The organism is Gloeocapsa sp. PCC 7428, assembly GCF_000317555.1.
Lineage (GTDB): Bacteria > Cyanobacteriota > Cyanobacteriia > Cyanobacteriales > Chroococcidiopsidaceae > Chroogloeocystis.
In genome coordinates, this window is sequence record NC_019745.1 from 4,887,596 (window position 1) to 4,907,495 (window position 19,900).

Genomic DNA, 19,900 nt, shown 5'->3' on the forward strand with positions numbered 1-19,900 from the left:
TTTCTACAAGTGAATTATGGAATCTAGGGAATCTACTGGAGGGTTCCAACGTTACTGGCGCATCCTCAAGCGGCAGTGGCTACCTTCCTCGGTTGCATTTGGATCAGTTCTTTCGCTATTTATGCTGGGCTTGATACTCCAAAAGCCGCAATACATTGCGGAAGGAAAACTCTTGTTTAGAAGAGGAAATGCAACTTCTTCAATTACTGGCGTAGAAACAAACATTGGACAATTAGATCCTCTGCAACAGCAAAATAATCCTCTAGATACAGAGGCAGAAATTATTCGTTCGGTACAAGTTGCCGAAAAAGCATTGCAAAGATTGGATCTTAGAGATGCAAATGGTAATCCCCTGAGATTGAATCAGTTTCTGAATAATCTCAATGTGAGTAACATTCGGGGTACGGATATCTTGCAAATCTCTTATCAAGATCGCAATCCAGAAACTGCTGTTGCTGTTGTCAATACCCTGATGGCGGTATATTTAGAAAATAATTTTCTCAGTAGCCGCACAGAAGCCGTAGCCGCGCGCGAGTTTATTGAAAATCAAATCCCTAGAGCCAGAGAAACCCTCAACCAAGCAGAATTAGCATTGCGATCGTTCAAAGAAGAAAACAAAATCGTTGCCGCAGAAGAAGAACGCCGCGCTGCCGTTGATATCAATACTGAACTGCAAAAACAAATTAACGCGACACAAACGCAACTCGCCGATGCCAAAGCGCAGTCAGCACTTTTACAAAAAGAGTTAGGCAGAGATCTAACAACCGCAGGTGTAGAGACATCGATTAGCCAGACTCCTGGAGTACAAGAGTTACTCAAAGAAATTCAACAGGTAGAAGCGCAAATCGTTACGGATGAAAGCCGTTTTCGCGAAGATCATCCTACCCTTGTCGCGCTGCGATCGCGCAAAGCTGACTTAGAGCGTTTATTACAACAACGAACGCAACGTGCTGTTAATACTAACCTGCAACAAGCAACTAATGGACAAATTAGCCCGTACGAGCAAAACTTGACACAGCAATTGGCAAATTCAGAAGCAAGACGTTTAGGTTTAAGCAGTCAACTCTCGGCTTTATCCGAACTACAAGCACAATATACGCAAAAACTCAACAACGTTCCGCAGTTAGAACAAAGGCAGCGCGAATTAGAACGCGAGTTAGAAGCAGCACAATCGGCATATTCATTACTATCGCAAAAATTACAGGAAAGTCGCATCGCCGAAAATCAGAAAGTAGGTAATGCACGGGTAATCGCCGCCGCTACAATTCCCGATGAACCTGTCAATTCGCGTCAGCCTTTATTTATTGTTACCGGATTACTCGTCAGTGGTGCGTTTGCGATCGCTACAGCTTTGTTACTCGAAGCCAGAGATAAATCGCTGCAAACTGTAGAGCAAGCAAAGCAAGTTTTAGGCTTTACACCTTTAGGCGTGATTCCCATTTCTAAGAACTCGGAAAGTCCCTCAATTGCTGGAGAGTCAGAAACCTACACCCCAGGAATGCTGCAAGCTGCACCGCGTTCTCCAATGAGTGCTGCATATCGAATGCTGCAAGCGAATTTGATGTTTTTGAGTTCTGATAAACAAATTAAAGTTGTTGTCGTTACAAGTTCAGTTCCCCAAGAAGGTAAATCAACTGTCTCTGCAAACTTAGCCGCGTCAATGGCGCAATTAGGACGAAGAGTACTCCTGGTTGATGCTGATATGCTTCGCCCTACGCAGCATCAAATTTGGGAACTACCAAATCAGTCAGGTTTGAGTAATCTGTTAGTTGGACAGGTAGAGTTTCCTGCGGTTGTCAAGCAAGTTATCGACAATATCCATGTCTTGACTGCGGGATCTACACCGCCTAATCCAGTAGCCTTACTCGAATCGCAGCGCATGGCTAACCTAGCAACGATGTTTTCTGAGAATTATGATTTTACAATTATTGATACTCCGGCGTTAAATGTCGATGCGATCGCACCGATTTTAGGCAAAATGGCTGATGGTGTTTTACTCGTTGTCCGTCCTGGAGTCGTTGATTCGGCAAGTGCAACTTTTGCTAAAGAGTTTCTCGCACAATCTGGACAGCACGTCCTCGGACAAGTCATCAATGGTGTGATTCCAGAAAACGAACCGCACAGCTACTACTACTTTTCCCAGGAATACTACAACGGCGATACAACGCGACAAACGGTGTCGCAGCACAGCCATAAAAGATAAATTGGAGCTATCAGCGTTGGTGAAGTGCAGCGATCGCCTGAATCACGCGTTCTAATTCTTCAAGAGTTAAATTAGAACCGGATGGCAAACATAAACCGTTGTTAAACAAATCTTCAGCGATCGCGCCACCAATGCACTCACATTCGCTAAATACTGGTTGCAGGTGTAACGGCTTCCAGACTGGGCGAACTTCGATTTGTTGTTGCGCTAGTGCTACACGAATTTGCTCGCGATCGACTCCAAACGCATTAGCATCAACTGTCAAACAAGTTAACCAGCGCGTCGCACGTCCAAAAGCAGCTTCTGGCATAAATTCAATCCCAGGTAAGCCCAACGCCTGCTGATAAGCGGCAAAATTACGCCGTCGGGCAGCGACGCGTTCTGCTAAAACTTGCAGTTGTCCGCGCCCGATTCCGGCTAAAACATTACTCAAGCGGTAGTTGTAACCAATTTCCGAGTGCTGGTAGTGGGGTGCAGGATCTCTCGCTTGTGTTGCTAAAAAACGCGCTTTGGCGACTAAATCAGCGTCTTCAGACACTAACATTCCCCCGCCAGAGGTTGTGATAATTTTGTTGCCATTAAATGAAAAAATCCCAATTCGCCCAAATGTTCCTGGCGATCGCCCTTTGTACGTCGCACCCAACGCCTCCGCAGCATCTTCAATCAGCGGAATTTCGTACTCGTTACACACCTCAACGATTGGAGCGAGATCTGCACTTTGTCCGTAAAGATGGACAACAACGACAGCTTTAGGTAACTTTCCCCGATGCGCTTGCTTTGCTAAAGTTTCCCGCAACAAATCGGGATTCATATTCCACGAAGTGCGATCGCTATCGATAAATATCGGTTTTGCTCCCAAATAAGTAATCGGGCTTGCTGTTGCAATAAATGTGAGTGTCGAGCAAATCACTTCATCCCCTGGTTCAATCCCCACAAGTCGCAATGCTAGATGCAACGCTGCGGTTCCAGAACTAACCGCCGCCGCATGACTTGCGCCAATCGTTTGACAGAATTCTTGCTCAAACGCATCAACGTGCGGGCCCACAGGCGCAATCCAATTCGTCTCAAAAGCTTCTCTAACGAACTCTAGTTCGCGATCGCCCATGTGTGGTGTCGAAAGGAGAATTGGTTTAATCACGACTTGGCTTGATTGTTATGTACGAGTGGTTGACTAAGTTAAGTTAACAAATCCTGACATTTTGGCTTAAGAGAGCCTAGAATCCATGATAGGCAATATCAGCACAACTTAAGGAGAAATCAGTGCAAGCGCGAGAAGTTGCCGCAGCAAGTATTGTATCGATGACCGAAATAGAAATGGCTAGCTGGCGTCGCCAGCAGGGTTTTCACATCATCTCGCATCGCGATCGTTACTGGGAAAGAATACGCCCTGGCTTCTATCAACCCGTCCACTTGCTTGCGCGCTTGAGTGCTGAACAGGCGACAAAGCCGACGCAATGGTGTTGGGGATTTCGGGCAGCTTTAAGCGAGGCTGATTCCGTAATGAGTAATGGTTCAATTCCCGTTCATATTTTATCGGATCTTCATAGCTACGATCTGCAAAACTTTTCGTCAAATCGGCGGCATAATCTGCGTCGGTGTCAAAAACGAACTAAAATTATCGAACTCACTAACCCCACGATCTTACAAAACCAAGGATACGAAGTTGTTTCTTCGGCAGCAAAGCGAACTCAATATTTAAAAGCCCCTTCGCGGCAGGAATACGTTGTCAACCTTACCAATTACATCGATCCTCAGCATCGGTTAGTTCTCGCAGGTATCATTGGCGATCGACTTGGTGGATACATTAGTGGCTATGCTGTTGACGGGGTAGCCTACTTTGAAAACCTCTATGTTGCGACTGAAGCGTTGATAACTAATATCAATAGTGGACTTATTTATGAATTCGTACAAGTTTGTCGTCGCAGTGGCAAAATTCATGAGGTTGTCAACGGTCTACATTCGCGTGAGGATCAAGCGCTATGTGTTTACAAAGATAGTATAGGATTTCCGGTAAAACATATTCCGGCTTATGTAGGCTTGAATTCAATTGTTAGCAGCTTCATCCGCCAGCGCTATCCCCATGTATACTATCGCTTGACTGGGAACGAATAACGCTTTTACGTTGCTGCTTGATCCTGATTTTGTCCTTGAAATTCTTCGCACGTAGCACAACCTTGTTGAGTAATACCTTCACGCTGTATGACTTTCCACACCGTCAGCGCAAGAATTTTGAGATCGAGCCACAAACTCCAATTATCAACGTACCAAACATCGAGTTTGAATCTTTCTTCCCAAGAAAGTGTATTTCGTCCATTGATTTGTGCTAAACCAGTGATACCAGGCTTAACCTCATGACGACGCGATTGCTCAGGAGTGTAACGCTCAAGGTATTTAACAAGTAACGGGCGGGGACCAACAATGCTCATATCGCCTTTAAGCACATTCCACAGTTGTGGTAACTCGTCTAAACTCGTGCGGCGTAAAAATTGCCCGATTGGCGTTAGACGTTGTTCATCAGGAAGCAAGTTTCCTTGAACATCACAGGCGTTTGACATCGAGCGAAACTTGTAGAAGTTAAAAATTTTGCCATCTTTACCAGGGCGCGGCTGCGTGAAAAAAATTGGTTGCCCAATCTGAGTAACAATCGCGATCGCCACTCCCAACATAACCGGAGACAACAAACTTAAAGCAATAATTGCCGCGATCTTATCTATTAAAGATTTTCCTATACGGCTTAAATAATAAAGATAACTAGATGTCTTACTCTTCATCCGTAATCCACTCTTTTTAGAAAATCAACGCATACCATTTTGTTAAGCTGATCAGCTTAATACTAAACAAAACAACCGCCTAAGAAAACAATTTTTTCAATTTTTTTGACAAACACAGTAAAGCATTCCTTTAAGCGGTTCATCAACTAAACTTTCATGCGATGCGTACATTTGTCGCTGTTGCATTTGATAGCTAGAGCCAATTGCTATTATTGTAAAACCTACTGTAGTTAAAGCTTGAACTGCCTCGTGTAGACTATACCAATACATATAAGGTTTGCGATCGCATAGCGCATTCCAGTTAGGTCTTCCACCTAATTTTAGCCAAGGAAGGTAGTGCAGTGAATGATGCGAACCACGCAGCTTTCTAGTTGTATTGAGATACATTAAAAATGGCAAGTATTTAACGCTGTGCATTCTCGAATCAAGGCAAAGAAACGAAAACAAACCGATTCCTTGCTTTTTTAAAACTCGGTATGCTTGCTGAATTGCCTTGCTTCTTCCAACTCTATCTTCAATGGAACTTATAATTTGCTGCAAATAAATAATTTGATCGAAGCTAGAATCTGCATACTTTAATTGTGTTGCATCCTGCACTGCAAAACAAACACTAGATTCAGAATCTTTTTGTTGAGCTTGCTCAATATACTCAGGCATATAATCATAGCCGTAGAGGGACTTAAATCCCATTTTTTTCATTTCTAATAAAATTCTACCGCCTCCAGTACCTGCTTCTAGCGTTTTTCCTTCTTTACTTAAATAAGTTTCTATAAGATACTTTTCCTCATCAAGTAGATTTTCTCCGTACGCCCAAGCGTCAAATTCTACAGTACTGTATATTTGTTTATTGTTAACTGGTGACATGGCTAAGTTGTTAACTAATCGACGTTCAATTATTTAGTTTTTGCAATTGTTTTCTTAAATACAAGTTGCTCGATAAGCAGGGAAAAAGTCAGAATTTAGTAACTCTGTAACCGAAGTACCCAAGGCTTTCGCGCGCACTTGCACTAAGTTGTCGTAGTTTTTCTGATCCACAACTAAACGAATAGTCGAGAAAGGATGTCTTTGTTTAGAAAAGCCAGCTTTAAAATGGTACAAACTATCTTTTGCGCCTCCAACTCCTCCACCAAGGTGCAAAAATTCGTTACCGCGTTCTTTTGCCCAAGTACGAACATAATCAAACATAAGTTTACTTGGTGCTTGTTTTAAAAAAGCTGATTTTGTTCCGCCTAAGTGATACTGAACTATGCCACAAGCTTCAGTAAATATGCCACCACAAATGATTTCATCATTTAATTCCACAACACACAAGTGTAAATTATCCTTTAATGCTTGCGATAGTTGAATAAAGTAATCTCTGCCAAAGTAGTAAGACTGTGTTGCACCTACGCGATCCATCGTTTGTTCGTAAAGATCGATAAAAATATCAATGTATTCTGCAAACGGTACTATTTTGGCTGTCATTCCAATACGTTTAGTTTTGTTGATTTTATTGCGATGTTCTGGGCGGGTTTGATGCCATATTTCTGCCAGCGATAGTTTTAAATCAACTGAAACAGTTTCACCGTTGAGTTTACAGCATGGATATTCCAAATTTTGATTGAGTATGGGGTGAAGGCGCACAAAAGCTGAACAGACTTTTTTATGAGATAGCTGGTGAACAAACCCCTCAAAAGCGGTATTAAGAAATTCTGGTGTGCTAGCTGCATCGTTGAGTAGAATTCCTGGGTAGCCGTAAGGAGAGATGATATCAAAAACTTCTACTTCAAGCTGATGTGCAAATAGAGCATGACACGAGCGTAACAAATAAGGAACGAAGAAGACTTTATCACCTTCAGTAATCAAAATAGCTTCAGCAATAGCATTAATTCTTTGTGCTTCCAAAGCTACGTATTCAGGTAGATGATAAATATCGTGACGTAAGTTATCTAAAGTCAGTCTCCACAAAGGATTTGTCAAGTCAAGAACTTGACAATTTATTGATTTATTCAATGATAAAGGGTTTTGCGTTTGAGCCTTGTAGCAGCTTTTCATTTGAATCTGCTCACTGCGATCGCAGTAAATTGATATTTTTCTCTCAAGTTGTAAATATTTTAACTAATTATGTATCTCTGGCTTCTCCACATTGTTGCTGTGATAAGAATTTTCGATTTTAAAGCGTCATAGCGATACATATCTAAGATGATAAATAAATTAAGTTTGAGCGCAAGGAGTTGAGTGTGCTGCAAGCATTAAAGATGCGGCGATCGCCTCCTAAACCGCCCAAAACTAGGGAACTTCAGATCGCTATAGAAATTCATAACAGGGCTTCAGCGTAGAGTTTTTCATGCATGGCAATAATTTGGCGTAAGTCATAATTAGTCATGCGATCGCGTCCTTTCTTGCCTAAATTTTGTGCAGCTTGCGGATGTTCCAATACCCAATTCATTACCCGTGCGATTTCGGTAATGTCTCCTAGCGGAACTAAAAGTTCCGATGTCAATAAATCTTGAATACCTCTAATTTGTGTACCAATAACCGGAACCTCTAAGCTGAGAGACTCCATCACGCTTCGGGGTAATCCTTCTTGCGCTGACACAAGTACGGTTGCGACTGAAGCGCGAATTAAAACTGGAATATCGCGTCGCAAACCAAGAAAATGAACGCGTTCAGCAATTCCCAACTCAGTAGCTAAACTTTGCATCTGTGATTGTAATACTCCTGTACCTGCTAATGCTAGGTGGGCGTGTGGTTTCAACAAAGCAAAGGCTTGGAGAAGATCGCAATGACGCTTGCGCGGAATAAATTCTGCAATTGACAAAAAGAGTGGATTTTCTGGCGTTAGCCCTAATTCTTCGCGTAGCTGTATAACATCAGTGTGAGCAACTGCTTGCGGACTATAGTACTTTGTATCAACCCCAATTCCTGGCATATAGCGGATTTTTGCCGCAGGCACAATTTGGTACTGCTTGGCAGCTTGTTCGTCTTCACGATTAATAACGATAAGATAATCTGTCCAGCGCCCCGCCAGTTTTTCTAGTGTCAGAAAGATCGTATTTTTGACTGACGATCCACCACGGTAGAAGTGGAAACCATGCGCTGTGTAAATGACTTTTGGTTTTGTTGAGTTTTGCCAACGATTGATCGTATAACGCGTAACAAACGCCGCAACTGGTGTATGAACGTGGACGAAATCGTAATTTTGTTGCGCCAGAACTTGCTGAATTTGGCGCGGTGCATCGATGAAATTGCGTGGATTGAGGGGGTTGCGCGACCACTCAACATCCCAAACGCGATCGCACGCCGTTGTACACTCAGAACAGTCGGTAATTCCCTGTGCCATAGCATCGACTTGCCAACCTTGGGCGCGAAAATGCGCAATATACGGTAGAAGAAACGCGCGTACGGTAGCTGGAATCGTCGTAACTATCAAAAGTTTAGGCATACAAAGCTTGATATTGTGCGACAACCATATCGAGGGCAAAATTTTCTTGAACTCTTGTTCTTGCTGCTTTTCCTAAAGCGGTTCTAGCTGTTGTTCCAAGTACTATCAATTCTTGCCAAGCATCCGCCAGGGCTTGAGGATTTTTTGGTGGTACGACTATTCCTGTATCGCCGACAATCCACTTAGAATCGCCGACATCGGTCACAACACACGGTATACCACACGCCATCGCCTCACCAATTACTAAAGGAAATGCCTCACCGTAGGCAGATGCCAAAGTTGCAATATCGAGAGCCGCCATGAGCTGCGGAATATCACTGCGTTCACCTAAAAGATGAACTTGAGACAGCCCTAAGTTATCAATAAGTTGTTGCAAGTTTTGGTTTTTGGGAGTGATATCAGTACCAGCTAACAAAAAATGAACATTTGCATATTTCTTAGTCAGAAGTGCGGCTGCATGAAAAAAATTTGCATGATCTTTCATCGGATGATAACGACAGAACAATCCGATTAATAACGTGTCCGCAGCTAATCCTAAACTCGTGCGAACTTCTGATCTCGCCTCACATGAAGGTTGAAACTGTATTGTATCAAAACCATTAGGAATGACGCAGCTATTGTACGGACAATATCCTAATGCCGCGTGCTGCGCTTTGCTTGTCTGAGAGACAAAAACTACCTTTTTGGGTAAGTGAGATATTTTGGCGCTCAATTTGACGATTGCTTGTGTCATTTGTTTTTCAGCATCGAGTTGCGCAATCGAGTGATGAATTCCCCAAATGACTGGTACTTTTGGCAAGAAAAAACGACTAGCAAATTGCGCGGCCAAATTGCCATGATACATCCACCCTTGAATTAAACTGGGTTGCAATCGACGTACAGTGCGAATTAATTTCCAGAGAATATCGGGTGTCGGTAACATTCCTGGCTGCATACCTAGTGTATAGACAGGAATATCTAATACTGAAATGCGATCGCCTAACGTACCGCGATCCATCAAGGAAACAACGACTGGCTTAAACTTGACTTGATCTGTTCTGGATAACAAGTTATAAAGCACTGTTTCTGCACCACCAGTAGATAGCCCAGTAATGATATGCACTATAACTTTTTGATCGTTTGTATCAATCAGCATATTCATGCTTTCTGTTGAGCAACAGAAATATTACTGTAAAGTAAAAAAAGTAGCCCAATCCCTGTTAAAAATGCAAAGTAGCCTTGGATAAAAGTTTCTGGATCGCTCGATAAAAAATCCATCCAAATTTGAGCGATCGCTGTATACATAAAAGGCATCCAAAATATTTGATTGACGTGTTTAATCAACATAGTTTGCAAACAGCGACCAATCCAACCGTAAGTGAAAGCAACAATAAAAAGCCCTGGCCACCACATACTATAAACCCCAAACGCCAGAAAACCCGTAGGAATACTAAAATCATTATTTCCTAAAATATACTGAGTGTTATAGTACATAATCGTTTCTGGTGGGACGACTCCTAACAAACGTTGGGGAATAAGTGAAGCAATAGCATATAAAATATCTGCAAACCAGCGGAACTCATAATCTCGATATAAAGCGACTTCTAATGAATGAACAGGAAACTGAAAATTATACATGAATTGATAAAAGTTAAAGCCATTATTTGAACCATTCTCAATCGTATTAACGAATATATTAATAACAGCATCTAATCCTTGAGGAAGCGCTGTTAAACTAAAAAAGAAGACCTTGCCATATAATAGAAAAGACACGGCAAATATTCCGAATAATATATTAAAACTCCACGATATTCTCTTATTTTTTAGAATATAAACTAAATAAAAACATAAAAAATAGTTGATAAGATACCCGCGTCCACCAGTCAAAGTAATTGCAATTACAGCAACAATAACTGAAAATACAAAAACAGCAATAATAAGTAATGGATTAATTTTTTTATCTTTTTGAAAGAACACTACCGCTCCTAATAAATAAGAAGCGGGCATTGCAAACAAAGTAAAATGCTTGAAAAAGACAAGTGTCCCACCTTCTACTGCTCGCGCACGAATTAAAGAGGCTTGCGATAAAGCATTGATAAAGCTACCGTACTGTAAACCATATACATAAATAGAGATGCTAGAAAATAACAATAACGCAATAGCATAGATGAGAACTGAGTTATTGCGCCGAGTTCTTAAACTAATTTTTTTGCCCCAGTCTATAGCTGATTTAGAGTAAAAACTAATGACCACTAAAAAATAGCCAACAAAAATTGCTAAAACAGTTTGAAGTTTATTAGTGTAGAGCGATATCCCTAATCCTAATGACGATGCCGCATTCGCAAAATCAAAAGCTAATAAAAATGCTGGCAAAGGATACATCAAGGCAAAGTAAATATTAAATAAAGTGAGAAAATCAAACTTACTTGATTTCTCGCGAAATATTTCTATAAAGACAATAAGAGCTAGTAAAACTAGGTAAGCTGAATCCAGCATCAGGAAGTCTCCTAGGCTATTTTACTAAGCGGTTTACTGCAAGCATATTATGGAAGATTTAATAGTGTTAAATATTTGGGAACGACTCGGTCAATTGTAAAACACATCGCTCGTTGAATTAACCTATCCTGATCGGTAGAAGTGTCTATAATCTGTTGCATTGCCCAAGCCATAGCGCCCACATCTCCAACAGGAACTAACTTTCCATACACTCCGGCATCTAAAATCTCTCTAGTACCACTTGGGCAATCGGTTGCAATCACCGGACAACCACAAGCCATAGCTTCAATCAGTACAGTTGGTAGCCCTTCCCAGCGTGAAGAAAGAACAAAAGCGCTAGCCCGACTCATATACGCGTATGGATTAGCCACAAAACCAGGTAAAGCAACATCTTGGCTAATACCGAGAGACGCGATCGCATCTTCGAGTTTACTGCGTTCTTCTCCCTCGCCTAAAATGACTAAACGGGCGTGTTTGTTGCGTCTGAGCAAAGCAAATGCTTGAATTAACGTCAAAAAATCTTTCTGCTCAGATAACCTTCCTACAGCAAGAAATACAGGTAGAGTATCTTTTTGAAACCACGGATGTTCTAAAGATGCTGTCGCCTGCGCGAGTAGCACATCATCGATCACAGGATTATAGATGACACTAATTTTTCCTGATTCTAATTTTAAGTATGTTTCTAAATCATGCACAACGCCTTGCGAAACACCGATAACCGCATCAGCCTGCGGATAAAACAACTTCATCAAAGGTGGAACTAGTTTACCTCGCCATAACTTACTGCGATCGGCAGATAAAGTATTGTGTTCTACCACGATTAAACGAGTTTTGGTGCGAACTAATTTCTTTGCTAATATTGCTATAACGTTGGCATGATTAAGATGCGACACCAGCGCCTTAGGCTTTTCTCGGCGCAAGTAATTCGACAAAGGTAGAATAGCTTTAACGACTCTGCCTGCATTTAAATTGACTATACGTACTTGCGGAGGTACTTGATCTAAATAAGGTCCTTCCGCGCTAGCTAATACTAAATCGCACAAGACACCTCGTTGTACGAAGCCTTTAAGTAAATTAATTGTTACGCGTTCTGCACCACCGCCGTATAAAGCTGGTAGAAAAAAAGAAATACGTTGCGTATCCATTACTGACAAACTGTTACAACTTTTGACTAGCTAGTAACCACGACTTTCACTTTTGTGAAATCACTTCTACGAGTAACGCTTCCCACATATTCATCACTTTCTCTAAACTAAACCTTTCTGTAACCTCCACTGCACGAGTTGCGAGACGCTGACGTTCTTTCTCATCCGCTATTAAACGCTCTATTGCTGTAGCTAATGCTGACACGTCTTCACTCGGTACTAAGATACCATCTACATTGTCACGGATAATTTCTCTAGGACCACTAGGACAATCAGTTGAAATGGCTGGGAGCCCACAAGCCATTGCTTCGCATAAAGCATTAGGAAAACCTTCATAACGTGAAGACATGACAAAGAATTCTGCCTGCTGCAAAAAGCTAAACGGATTTTTAACAATGCCTTGAAGCTGAACGCGTCCCACTAAATTTAATTGACAAATTAAAGCTTCTAACTGCGGACGTAAAGAACCTTCACCAAGTATGATGAGTTTCCACTGAGGATAGGAATTGGCTACTTGCTCAAAAGCGTGTAATAAAATATCAAAACCTTTTTGTTCTTCTAGTCTACCTATGGCAATAAAAAACGGCTTTTCTAACTTTAGCGTTGCTAAATTTTCATGCGACACTGATAAGGCAGGATTAGGAATAACATAGCCACGCGACTGTATTGCTGGGGAAAAATAACTTAACGCTCTAGCAGTAACTGCGACAACTCGACTAGCTTGAGGGTACGTCAATGTGCGTAGTTTTTCCCAACTTTTGCCAATAGAATACATAGCTGGGTGGTTTTGCTCATCTACTATCACTGGAATTTTTAATGACCGCGTTGCTAGCAAAGTCAATATATTAGTGGTATCAAGAAAACTAATAACAGCATCAGGTTGTAACTGATAAAATGTATTTCTCAAAATGAAAACTCGTCTTAAGTTATGCCAAGTTGCCCACACAAAATTGGGAGATTTTACTGCGAGTCCTAAAGGAATATGCTTAATGCGAGAATCTAACTCATAAAACGGAGCTATAGAACCATCATCCATCGTTACTAAGGTGATATCCCATCCCTTAGCTGCCCAATAGTTTGCCATAATTGACATAACTCGTTCTGCCCCACCAGCGGTTAGGGCATGAATGACTAAGGTTAATCGCATTGCTCAAGTATTCCTACAGTTTCGATCTACCGAAAAGAACGCTTATTTACTATTGTTTCTAACTCTGATTATTAATCAGAGAAATTCTTTTGAGATTCTTCTTTGTAAAAAACAAAAGGTACATAAAAGAAAAAACATAAACACAGCTTGTTGACAATGCAATACCTTGAATTCCAATCCATTGCATAAAAATATAATTAAATACTATATTAAATATCAAATTAAATAAAGAGACCCACATCAGTAAGTGATTGAGCCGCATTGAAGTAATTAGCTTGACAACAAAGATATTGGCAATATAGAAAGGGATTTGTATTGCATACAAAGCCTGAATTTGAGCAACAACTGTAGTATCGTTAGCTGTAAAAGAGCCTCTCTCAAAGAGTATTCGTGTAACAGGTTCTGAAAACCCAATGAACAGCCCCGTTAATGGTATCGTCACTGCAAAAATTAGCAGTATATACTGCTTTAATGTGCGATGTATTCCTTCCCAATCATTACAAGCAACCATCTTAGACAAATAAGGAATAATTGCAGTACTCAGTGCTGTTGTTGCTAAAGTTATTGGAAAAGCAATCACTCGATTACCATAGTTAAGCGCTGCTACACTTCCTGGTGCTAGCATTGCTGCCATCGATTGATCAACTAAAACAGTACTGCACATCAAAAAAGCTCCGATCGCAGCTGGGGTATACTGATGTATTACTTGCTTGAGAGAACTATCAATTCCATACCATTTGGGAAATAAAGAAATATCTTGGCGGCGAAGTGCTATTCCTAACAACAACATTTCTAGCACTGTACCGCCGACTAACCCGGCCGCTAGCGCAAAAATGCCCCAAGGTTGAATTAAGAGAAATAATATTGTCAGGGCTGGTGTAGTAACTGGAGAAAAGGCTGCTAAAGCAAAACGCTCTGCCGCATTTAAAACTGAACCCCAAACAACAACAATACCGCTTAAAATGACGAGGGGTGCAATTGAATATAGCAATCGATAAGTGAGGTTTAGCTTTTCTGCATCAAACCCACCTGCTATCCAGGGTAAATAGATTGGCGCACCTATTACCATAATGATAGTCGTTACTCCTAGCAATGCTAATCCCCAAACCATAGTTCCTGAGAAAAGCTGATGTGCCGCTTTGACTCCTTGCTGTTCTTGAACTTGAATATATGTAGGAACTAACGCCGCATTAAAAGAGCCAGCTATCACATTAATGACGAAAGCAGGCAATAATAAAGCTATCAAAAATGCATCTATTGCATCTCCAGTCCCAAACCGCCAAGCAATGACTAACTCTTTACCTACAGCTACCACTTTAACAAGTAAAGTTAATGTAGCAATTGTAATAGCTGCTCCAAAAATTTTACGATTGATGGAGCCGTTTGTCAGCTTTTCCCATGTGTTAAATAGTTTTTGCACTTGTTAAGGGATAAAAATAGACTTCGATACGCGTTTTCAACTTATAATACTTGCTAATAATGGCTAATAATAAATTTTATTTACTAGTGAAGTAGCCTTATTTTTCTATTTTTTTAATTGAAGAAATGCTAAAGCTAAAACTATTCGTAGTACAAGTAATCCGTATGTATTTATCTAAATATATCAAACTATTTTACAATAATTAAATAGAAATACACACTACTTTTTTGTTATTTTTTTAAAAGTGGCAAGAGTTTAACAGTTAGCGTGTATAGTATGGTTGCTACACCTATGATTTGATAAAAGATTAGCTTTTAATTCTAATTTCTGCCCTACAAAAACATAGCGGAACATTATAATATTTAGTGTTCCGCTGTAGGTGACGCAGGGTTTGTAGAAAAGTTCCTATTTGCAATTAGCGGGCGGCGAAGAAGCGCTTAGCAGAATACGGACTTGCTGTTGCTGTCGCATCGACTCTGACATTTTGTAGTAAAGAATTATACCCAGTAGATGGCTCCCACACAGACTTATTAGCTAGCCTAATTGAATAATCTGGGCGGTTTCGTAATCTGTAATGAGGATCGGGCAAATTCAAGAGTACTTGATAATCGCCAGCAGCCATGTTGTTGGGAAGATTACCTTCAACGTTGACGGCAGTAGTAACACCAGGTGTCCATCGCCGTAAAGATTCGGCTACAGGAAGATAGTACTCTTGCCCAGTTTGAGTATGGCGGAGAATAACTTCTAGCCTACGGGGGTTATATGGACTAGCCCAACCATCGTTTACTACAGTAAACTTCATCGAAAAAGTACTACCTGGTTTGATTCTATTTGGCACAGTTGAATTTAAGAGGCGGAAGCGATACCCTAAGCGGCGCTTGATTTCTTCCATACAACCTTGCGTTTGCCACTTCTGATAAACTTGTGTTGAATCAGACTGATTAATTGACATTGCGCTCCAGTGCATCTGTGCTAAATCAGCTAAAGTACCTTTGCAGTCAGTATAAGCTAGCGAACTAGCCACTCCCGCAGGTTCACCGCTTTGCACTACGTATCTAGTATCAAGGTTGAGCCAGGCTTTTTCTTGCGCTACTTGGACAGGATTAACATAGCTGTATGTTCCCATATCATCTACACCAGCACGAAAAGCATCGTTGTGATGACCAGTTCTAGCTCTAAAAGAACTATTAAATGCCTCTGTAGATGATAGCGGATCGCTGCCAAGGATCTGCTTTTTATGCTTGAAGTAACGCAGCGCTACCATCCGTTGGTTTGGTAATACAGACAATAGTTTATGTAAAATGTTTTTGGCATTATTATTTGCGTCTAAAGTCCAAGAGTCAACATGATTATTGCTAGACTTATGCCATTCTCCCCAGTTACCAATGAAGCCTGCTTCCATATAAGCAATGACATCGTAGTTAGCTTCTAATAATGGCTTTAATTGGTCTAAGTGGGAAAGAATAACATTTGCAGAAGCATCATCACCCCCACCTAACCAATTGTATGTAAATCGGACAATTAATTTGACTCCTGCCTTACGCGCTGTTTGGCAGTCGTTCGATATCATCTCTAGGAAAGACTGCGATATTGGTTTATTTCTGAAGTCAGATAGCAGGTAGTATTTACGAACTAAAGATATATTATTATTTCTAATCTTCTGTAGCTCAGAGAGTTCTAATGGTGAGATGGCTTTATTGCCAATCGGCTCCATCGAAACATAAAAGCCTCTTTCAGGGTTAGTAAAATTTTCTTCACTACTTGTGTATGACATCGTAGTAGTATCAGAGTTAGCTGCTGCATGGCACAAACCCATCAAATTCATGCTCATAATTGCTAACACTACGGGTAGTTTAAAAACTTTTGTCATTACTGGTCGCTATAAGGGAAATTTAACTTGCTCGTTGTGTCATCAAGGCTCATCTTCTAGATGAGAATATAACTTTACACAACCTTACTACAAATCAAAGTTAGCTTTACCTTTTCTTTGGAATCCAGGGAAATTTTACTGATAAATAGATTAAGTTCAGGTTTGTTGTTTATATATCATTAAGAAAATTTACTTAAAATTCAGTAAATTTACATTGAAGAATAAGTAAAGTCTTGAGAGCTTTACTTAGATATTATTTCTATTCGATTACTAGAATCAACTCTTGATCGTCATTGCAAGTTTAAAGCTTGTGAATGCTATCGAACTGGTTATACCGTCTCGTTTTAAGGTTGATACATATAAGGCAGCAGGGCGGGCTTATGGTTCCAGTTTCCCAAGAGGATGGAGATGGGGAGAAGAAAGAAGTTAGTTGTAACGCTCATGGAGCAAAATAGTATAACTGATAAAAACGACCGGAGATATAGCTGCTAGCTCAAGTTGCAATTTAATTAGGATCAGTCATCATTTAGGATGTGAAATTTGATATCGCAACTGCTGTTCTAGCAATCTTCCTGCTGCGCTATCTTCTAAAGGTTTAGAGAATAGATAACCTTGCGCGTATTCACAATTGAGTGCTTTGACACGGGCAAGCTGTTTTGTTGTTTCGACTCCGGTAGCTGTCACATTTATATGCAAATCGTGCGCGATCGCTGTAATCGTTTGCATAATCTCCGCAGTTTCACTGTCGTCACAACTAACGAGCGTGCGGTCGAGCTTCAGTCTGCTAATTTTTTTATTTTGTAGTAGTTGTGGTAGTTGCAGAAGCAAGCTTAAAAACGAGTAACCAACACCAATATTATCGATTTGCAATTGCACGCCTAAAGCAGTTAACTGTCGAATCAGCGCTGAAGTATACTCATCATCTTCTACGATCGCATCTTCAGCCATCTCTAACCTTAAACTACCTGCTGCCAAATGGACATCTGCTAAAATTTGGGCAATTCGTTCGCTTAAGTCAGGTTGAAAAAACTGCTGACGCGAGAGATTGATGCTCAATCCCAAGCGCGTATGCGGAAATTGCTGTTGCCAAAGTTGAAGTTGTTGGCACGCTTGACGTAATACCCACCAACCAATGGGTACAATTAAGCCTGTGTCTTCGGCAATATTGATAAATTTTGCGGGCGCAATCAAACCATGTTGCGGATGTTGCCAGCGCAATAAAGCTTCAAAGCTTGTAATTTCCTTCGTTACTAAGTTGACAATCGGTTGATAGTGAATCCGCAACTCGCGTTGCATTAATGCCCGTTTTAAGTCTTTTTCGAGTTGTAGTGATTCAGACGTAACTTGAGTAAGATTTTGTTGACGAAAAGTGCGATCGCCTTTGGCACTGAAAGAAGCGCGATCGCTGACACTCTTTTTAGCCGCATTGCTACCGCCTGGCTTGTACTCAATCACCAACTGCTGTAGCAAAGAAACAATCGCTTGATTGTCATTCAAATCGGCAGCTTTGCAAAGCGCTGCGACCATTGACTCTAAATTTTCAGGAATGATGCCACTCGCGTTGCACACTGAGAGAATTTTTTCATGCTGCGTTGGTTCGTAGCGTTCGCCAGGAATAAACAATTCCTCGTAGAGTTTTTCGCCTGGTCGTAGCCCTGTATACACAATATCAATATCTTTACCGACTTCATAACCTGAAAGGCGAATCAAATCTTTTGCCAAATCGACAATTTTGACAGGTTCTCCCATATTAAGCATGAAAACTTCGCCACCGTGACCGATTACCGCAGCTTGCAACACAAGTTGTACAGCTTCTGGAATTGTCATAAAATAACGACAAATGTCAGGATGCGTAATTGTAATCGGACCTCCTGCGGCGATTTGTCGCTTAAACGTTGGAACAACACTGCCCCTACTGCCCAAAACATTACCAAATCGCACAACAACAAAAGGTTTTTTGCTGACTTGCGCGGCTTTAAGAACCAACATCTCTGCGGCTCTTTTGCTTGCACCCATAATGCTTGTGGGATTCACAGCTTTGTCGGTGGAAATCATGACAAAGTGTTTGACGTTGTAGCGCAGCGCCAAATCGAGCAAATTTTTGGTTCCCACAACGTTGTTTGTGATTGCTTCGGGAGAATTGGCTTCCATCAAAGGCACGTGCTTATGTGCTGCGGCGTGGAAAACAATGTCCGGTTTAAATTGCTCAAAAACATAATCTAAACGCGCAGCAAAGCGAATATCCGCGATTAACGTCGTCAGCCGAGGGATATTGGTAGAACAACGATGCCAAGTTTCTAAGGCTTGTTGAAGTTCTTGCTGAATGTTAAACACAGAGTTCTCGCCGTGTCCAACAAGCAAAATTTCGGCAGGACAGCACTGAAGAACTTGACGACAAATCTCGCTACCGATTGAGCCGCCTGCACCTGTAATCAGAACTCGTTTGCCATTGAGGAAGTGCGATACTGCTTCCACATTTGTTTTTATTGGTTCTCGCCGTAGTAAGTCTTCAATTTTGACATCGCGAATACTGGCAGCACGAGCATGACCGCTGAGAATCTCATGAATGCTGGGTAAAGTACTTGTTGCCACCCCCAGCGACTGGCAGCGATCGACAATTTCGCGAATCATTTTCCCAGAAACTGTAGGCATCGCAATAATCACGCGCTCAATATCAAAAGCGCGAATAATGTTAGGGATGCTATGGCGATCGCCAAGTACGCGAACTCCCCGAATCCGTAAGCCTAGCTTGGTGGGATCGTCGTCAATGAAACCAACCGCATAAAGACCAAGTTTAGGGTTGTGCTGAATTGTTTGCACCATTGATACGCCTGCATGACCTGCACCGACGATCAACGCGCGTTCGTATTGCTGATTTGTTTTCGGAAGTTGGCACACGCGTTCGAGTGCCCGCACGCTAAAGCGTATTCCACCTACCAATATGAGACTAAGTATTCCATCGAGCAACGGCAGCGATCGCGGCAAATCACTGATTAAATCAGTCGTGTAATACAGCACATAAAATAACCAAGTTTGAACTACTAAGACCGCAGCCATCGAAGCGACGACTTGAATCAATTCATCAATACTGGCGTAACGCCAACATCTACGATAAAAGCCAAATTGATACAACAGTAATATCTTTACTACTAAAAAAACTGCTGTTACAATAAGAACATCGGTTCCGTAAACTCTGAAAACAAATAGTTTATCAAGGCGCAAAGCCAGTGCTAATGCAGGTGTCAGCAAAAAAATCACTGCATCGGCGACAAAAAAGTGGCGGTTACGTAAGCGTAACCAAACCTTTGATAGGGCATCTACCATCTCTTTACATTCCTGGCAAATTTTCAATAGAATGTCCTTTCCTCAATCAAAATCGAGGAAGGAATTTTATGGATTTTTTTTAATATTTAATTCGTTGAAACTGACAGACTGCGACTTATTA

The 19,900-nt window shown here is 41.2% G+C and carries 14 protein-coding genes; 2 read left to right on the plus strand and 12 right to left on the minus strand.

Annotation, left to right across the window (positions count from 1 at the left end):
* The first annotated feature begins 16 nt into the window (after window positions 1–16).
* Complete coding sequence (locus tag GLO7428_RS21525) at window positions 17–2,203, plus strand: polysaccharide biosynthesis tyrosine autokinase (protein WP_015190694.1); 2,187 nt, start codon at window positions 17–19, stop codon at window positions 2,201–2,203.
* A gap of 10 nt (window positions 2,204–2,213) precedes the next feature.
* Here GLO7428_RS21525 and GLO7428_RS21530 read toward each other — a convergent pair whose 3' ends face one another.
* Window positions 2,214–3,341, minus strand: coding sequence for an aminotransferase class I/II-fold pyridoxal phosphate-dependent enzyme (locus GLO7428_RS21530; protein ID WP_015190695.1), 1,128 nt, complete (start codon window positions 3,339–3,341; stop codon window positions 2,214–2,216).
* A 122-nt stretch (window positions 3,342–3,463) separates the two neighbouring features.
* On the opposite strand from GLO7428_RS21530, the gene GLO7428_RS21535 reads away from it, so the two are divergent.
* The gene (locus GLO7428_RS21535) at window positions 3,464–4,315 is read left to right on the plus strand and encodes a hypothetical protein (RefSeq protein ID WP_015190696.1); all 852 of its coding nucleotides are present in this window, start codon (window positions 3,464–3,466) and stop codon (window positions 4,313–4,315) included.
* A gap of 5 nt (window positions 4,316–4,320) precedes the next feature.
* Here the strand turns inward: GLO7428_RS21535 and GLO7428_RS21540 are convergent, their stop codons facing one another.
* The 11 genes from GLO7428_RS21540 to GLO7428_RS21590 form a co-directional block, all read right to left on the minus strand.
* Window positions 4,321–4,974 (minus strand): sugar transferase, encoded by a 654-nt coding sequence (locus GLO7428_RS21540; protein ID WP_015190697.1) that lies wholly within the window; start codon window positions 4,972–4,974, stop codon window positions 4,321–4,323.
* A 96-nt stretch (window positions 4,975–5,070) separates the two neighbouring features.
* Window positions 5,071–5,838 carry a class I SAM-dependent methyltransferase gene (locus tag GLO7428_RS21545; RefSeq protein ID WP_015190698.1) on the minus strand — a complete coding sequence of 256 codons (768 nt, stop codon included), beginning with the start codon at window positions 5,836–5,838 and terminating at the stop codon, window positions 5,071–5,073.
* A 54-nt stretch (window positions 5,839–5,892) separates the two neighbouring features.
* Window positions 5,893–7,008: a GNAT family N-acetyltransferase gene (locus tag GLO7428_RS21550; protein WP_015190699.1), complete on the minus strand. Its 1,116-nt coding sequence runs from the start codon at window positions 7,006–7,008 to the stop codon at window positions 5,893–5,895.
* A gap of 262 nt (window positions 7,009–7,270) precedes the next feature.
* Window positions 7,271–8,398, minus strand: a complete 1,128-nt coding sequence (locus GLO7428_RS21555) for a glycosyltransferase family 4 protein (RefSeq protein ID WP_015190700.1) — start codon at window positions 8,396–8,398, stop codon at window positions 7,271–7,273.
* A complete protein-coding gene (locus tag GLO7428_RS21560; RefSeq protein WP_041919437.1) occupies window positions 8,391–9,533 on the minus strand; it encodes a glycosyltransferase in 1,143 nt (380 codons plus the stop codon). The genes GLO7428_RS21555 and GLO7428_RS21560 overlap by 8 nt, the downstream gene beginning before the upstream one ends.
* A gap of 2 nt (window positions 9,534–9,535) precedes the next feature.
* Window positions 9,536–10,873: an O-antigen polymerase gene (locus GLO7428_RS21565; protein ID WP_015190702.1), complete on the minus strand. Its 1,338-nt coding sequence runs from the start codon at window positions 10,871–10,873 to the stop codon at window positions 9,536–9,538.
* 47 nt (window positions 10,874–10,920) lie between these two features.
* Window positions 10,921–12,018 (minus strand): glycosyltransferase, encoded by a 1,098-nt coding sequence (locus GLO7428_RS21570; protein WP_015190703.1) that lies wholly within the window; start codon window positions 12,016–12,018, stop codon window positions 10,921–10,923.
* A gap of 46 nt (window positions 12,019–12,064) precedes the next feature.
* Entirely contained in the window at window positions 12,065–13,165 is a 1,101-nt protein-coding gene (locus tag GLO7428_RS21575) for a glycosyltransferase family 4 protein (protein WP_015190704.1), read from the minus strand.
* Between the two features lie 58 nt (window positions 13,166–13,223).
* Entirely contained in the window at window positions 13,224–14,585 is a 1,362-nt protein-coding gene (gene murJ, locus GLO7428_RS21580) for a murein biosynthesis integral membrane protein MurJ (protein WP_015190705.1), read from the minus strand.
* Window positions 14,586–15,000: 415 nt separating this feature from the next.
* Window positions 15,001–16,455, minus strand: coding sequence for a DUF4832 domain-containing protein (locus GLO7428_RS21585; protein WP_015190706.1), 1,455 nt, complete (start codon window positions 16,453–16,455; stop codon window positions 15,001–15,003).
* A 522-nt stretch (window positions 16,456–16,977) separates the two neighbouring features.
* Window positions 16,978–19,806 carry a polysaccharide biosynthesis protein gene (locus GLO7428_RS21590; RefSeq protein WP_196797411.1) on the minus strand — a complete coding sequence of 943 codons (2,829 nt, stop codon included), beginning with the start codon at window positions 19,804–19,806 and terminating at the stop codon, window positions 16,978–16,980.
* Window positions 19,807–19,900 lie beyond the last annotated feature (94 nt).

Coding starts and splice junctions, on each gene's coding strand:
- GLO7428_RS21525 (WP_015190694.1), top strand. CDS start 17: ATGGAATCTAGGGAATCTACTGGAGGGTTCCAACGTTACTGGCGCATC.
- GLO7428_RS21540 (WP_015190697.1), bottom strand. CDS start 4,974: ATGAAGAGTAAGACATCTAGTTATCTTTATTATTTAAGCCGTATAGGA.
- GLO7428_RS21545 (WP_015190698.1), bottom strand. CDS start 5,838: ATGTCACCAGTTAACAATAAACAAATATACAGTACTGTAGAATTTGAC.
- GLO7428_RS21550 (WP_015190699.1), bottom strand. CDS start 7,008: ATGAAAAGCTGCTACAAGGCTCAAACGCAAAACCCTTTATCATTGAAT.
- GLO7428_RS21555 (WP_015190700.1), bottom strand. CDS start 8,398: ATGCCTAAACTTTTGATAGTTACGACGATTCCAGCTACCGTACGCGCG.
- GLO7428_RS21560 (WP_041919437.1), bottom strand. CDS start 9,533: ATGCTGATTGATACAAACGATCAAAAAGTTATAGTGCATATCATTACT.
- GLO7428_RS21565 (WP_015190702.1), bottom strand. CDS start 10,873: ATGCTGGATTCAGCTTACCTAGTTTTACTAGCTCTTATTGTCTTTATA.
- GLO7428_RS21570 (WP_015190703.1), bottom strand. CDS start 12,018: ATGGATACGCAACGTATTTCTTTTTTTCTACCAGCTTTATACGGCGGT.
- GLO7428_RS21575 (WP_015190704.1), bottom strand. CDS start 13,165: ATGCGATTAACCTTAGTCATTCATGCCCTAACCGCTGGTGGGGCAGAA.
- GLO7428_RS21585 (WP_015190706.1), bottom strand. CDS start 16,455: ATGACAAAAGTTTTTAAACTACCCGTAGTGTTAGCAATTATGAGCATG.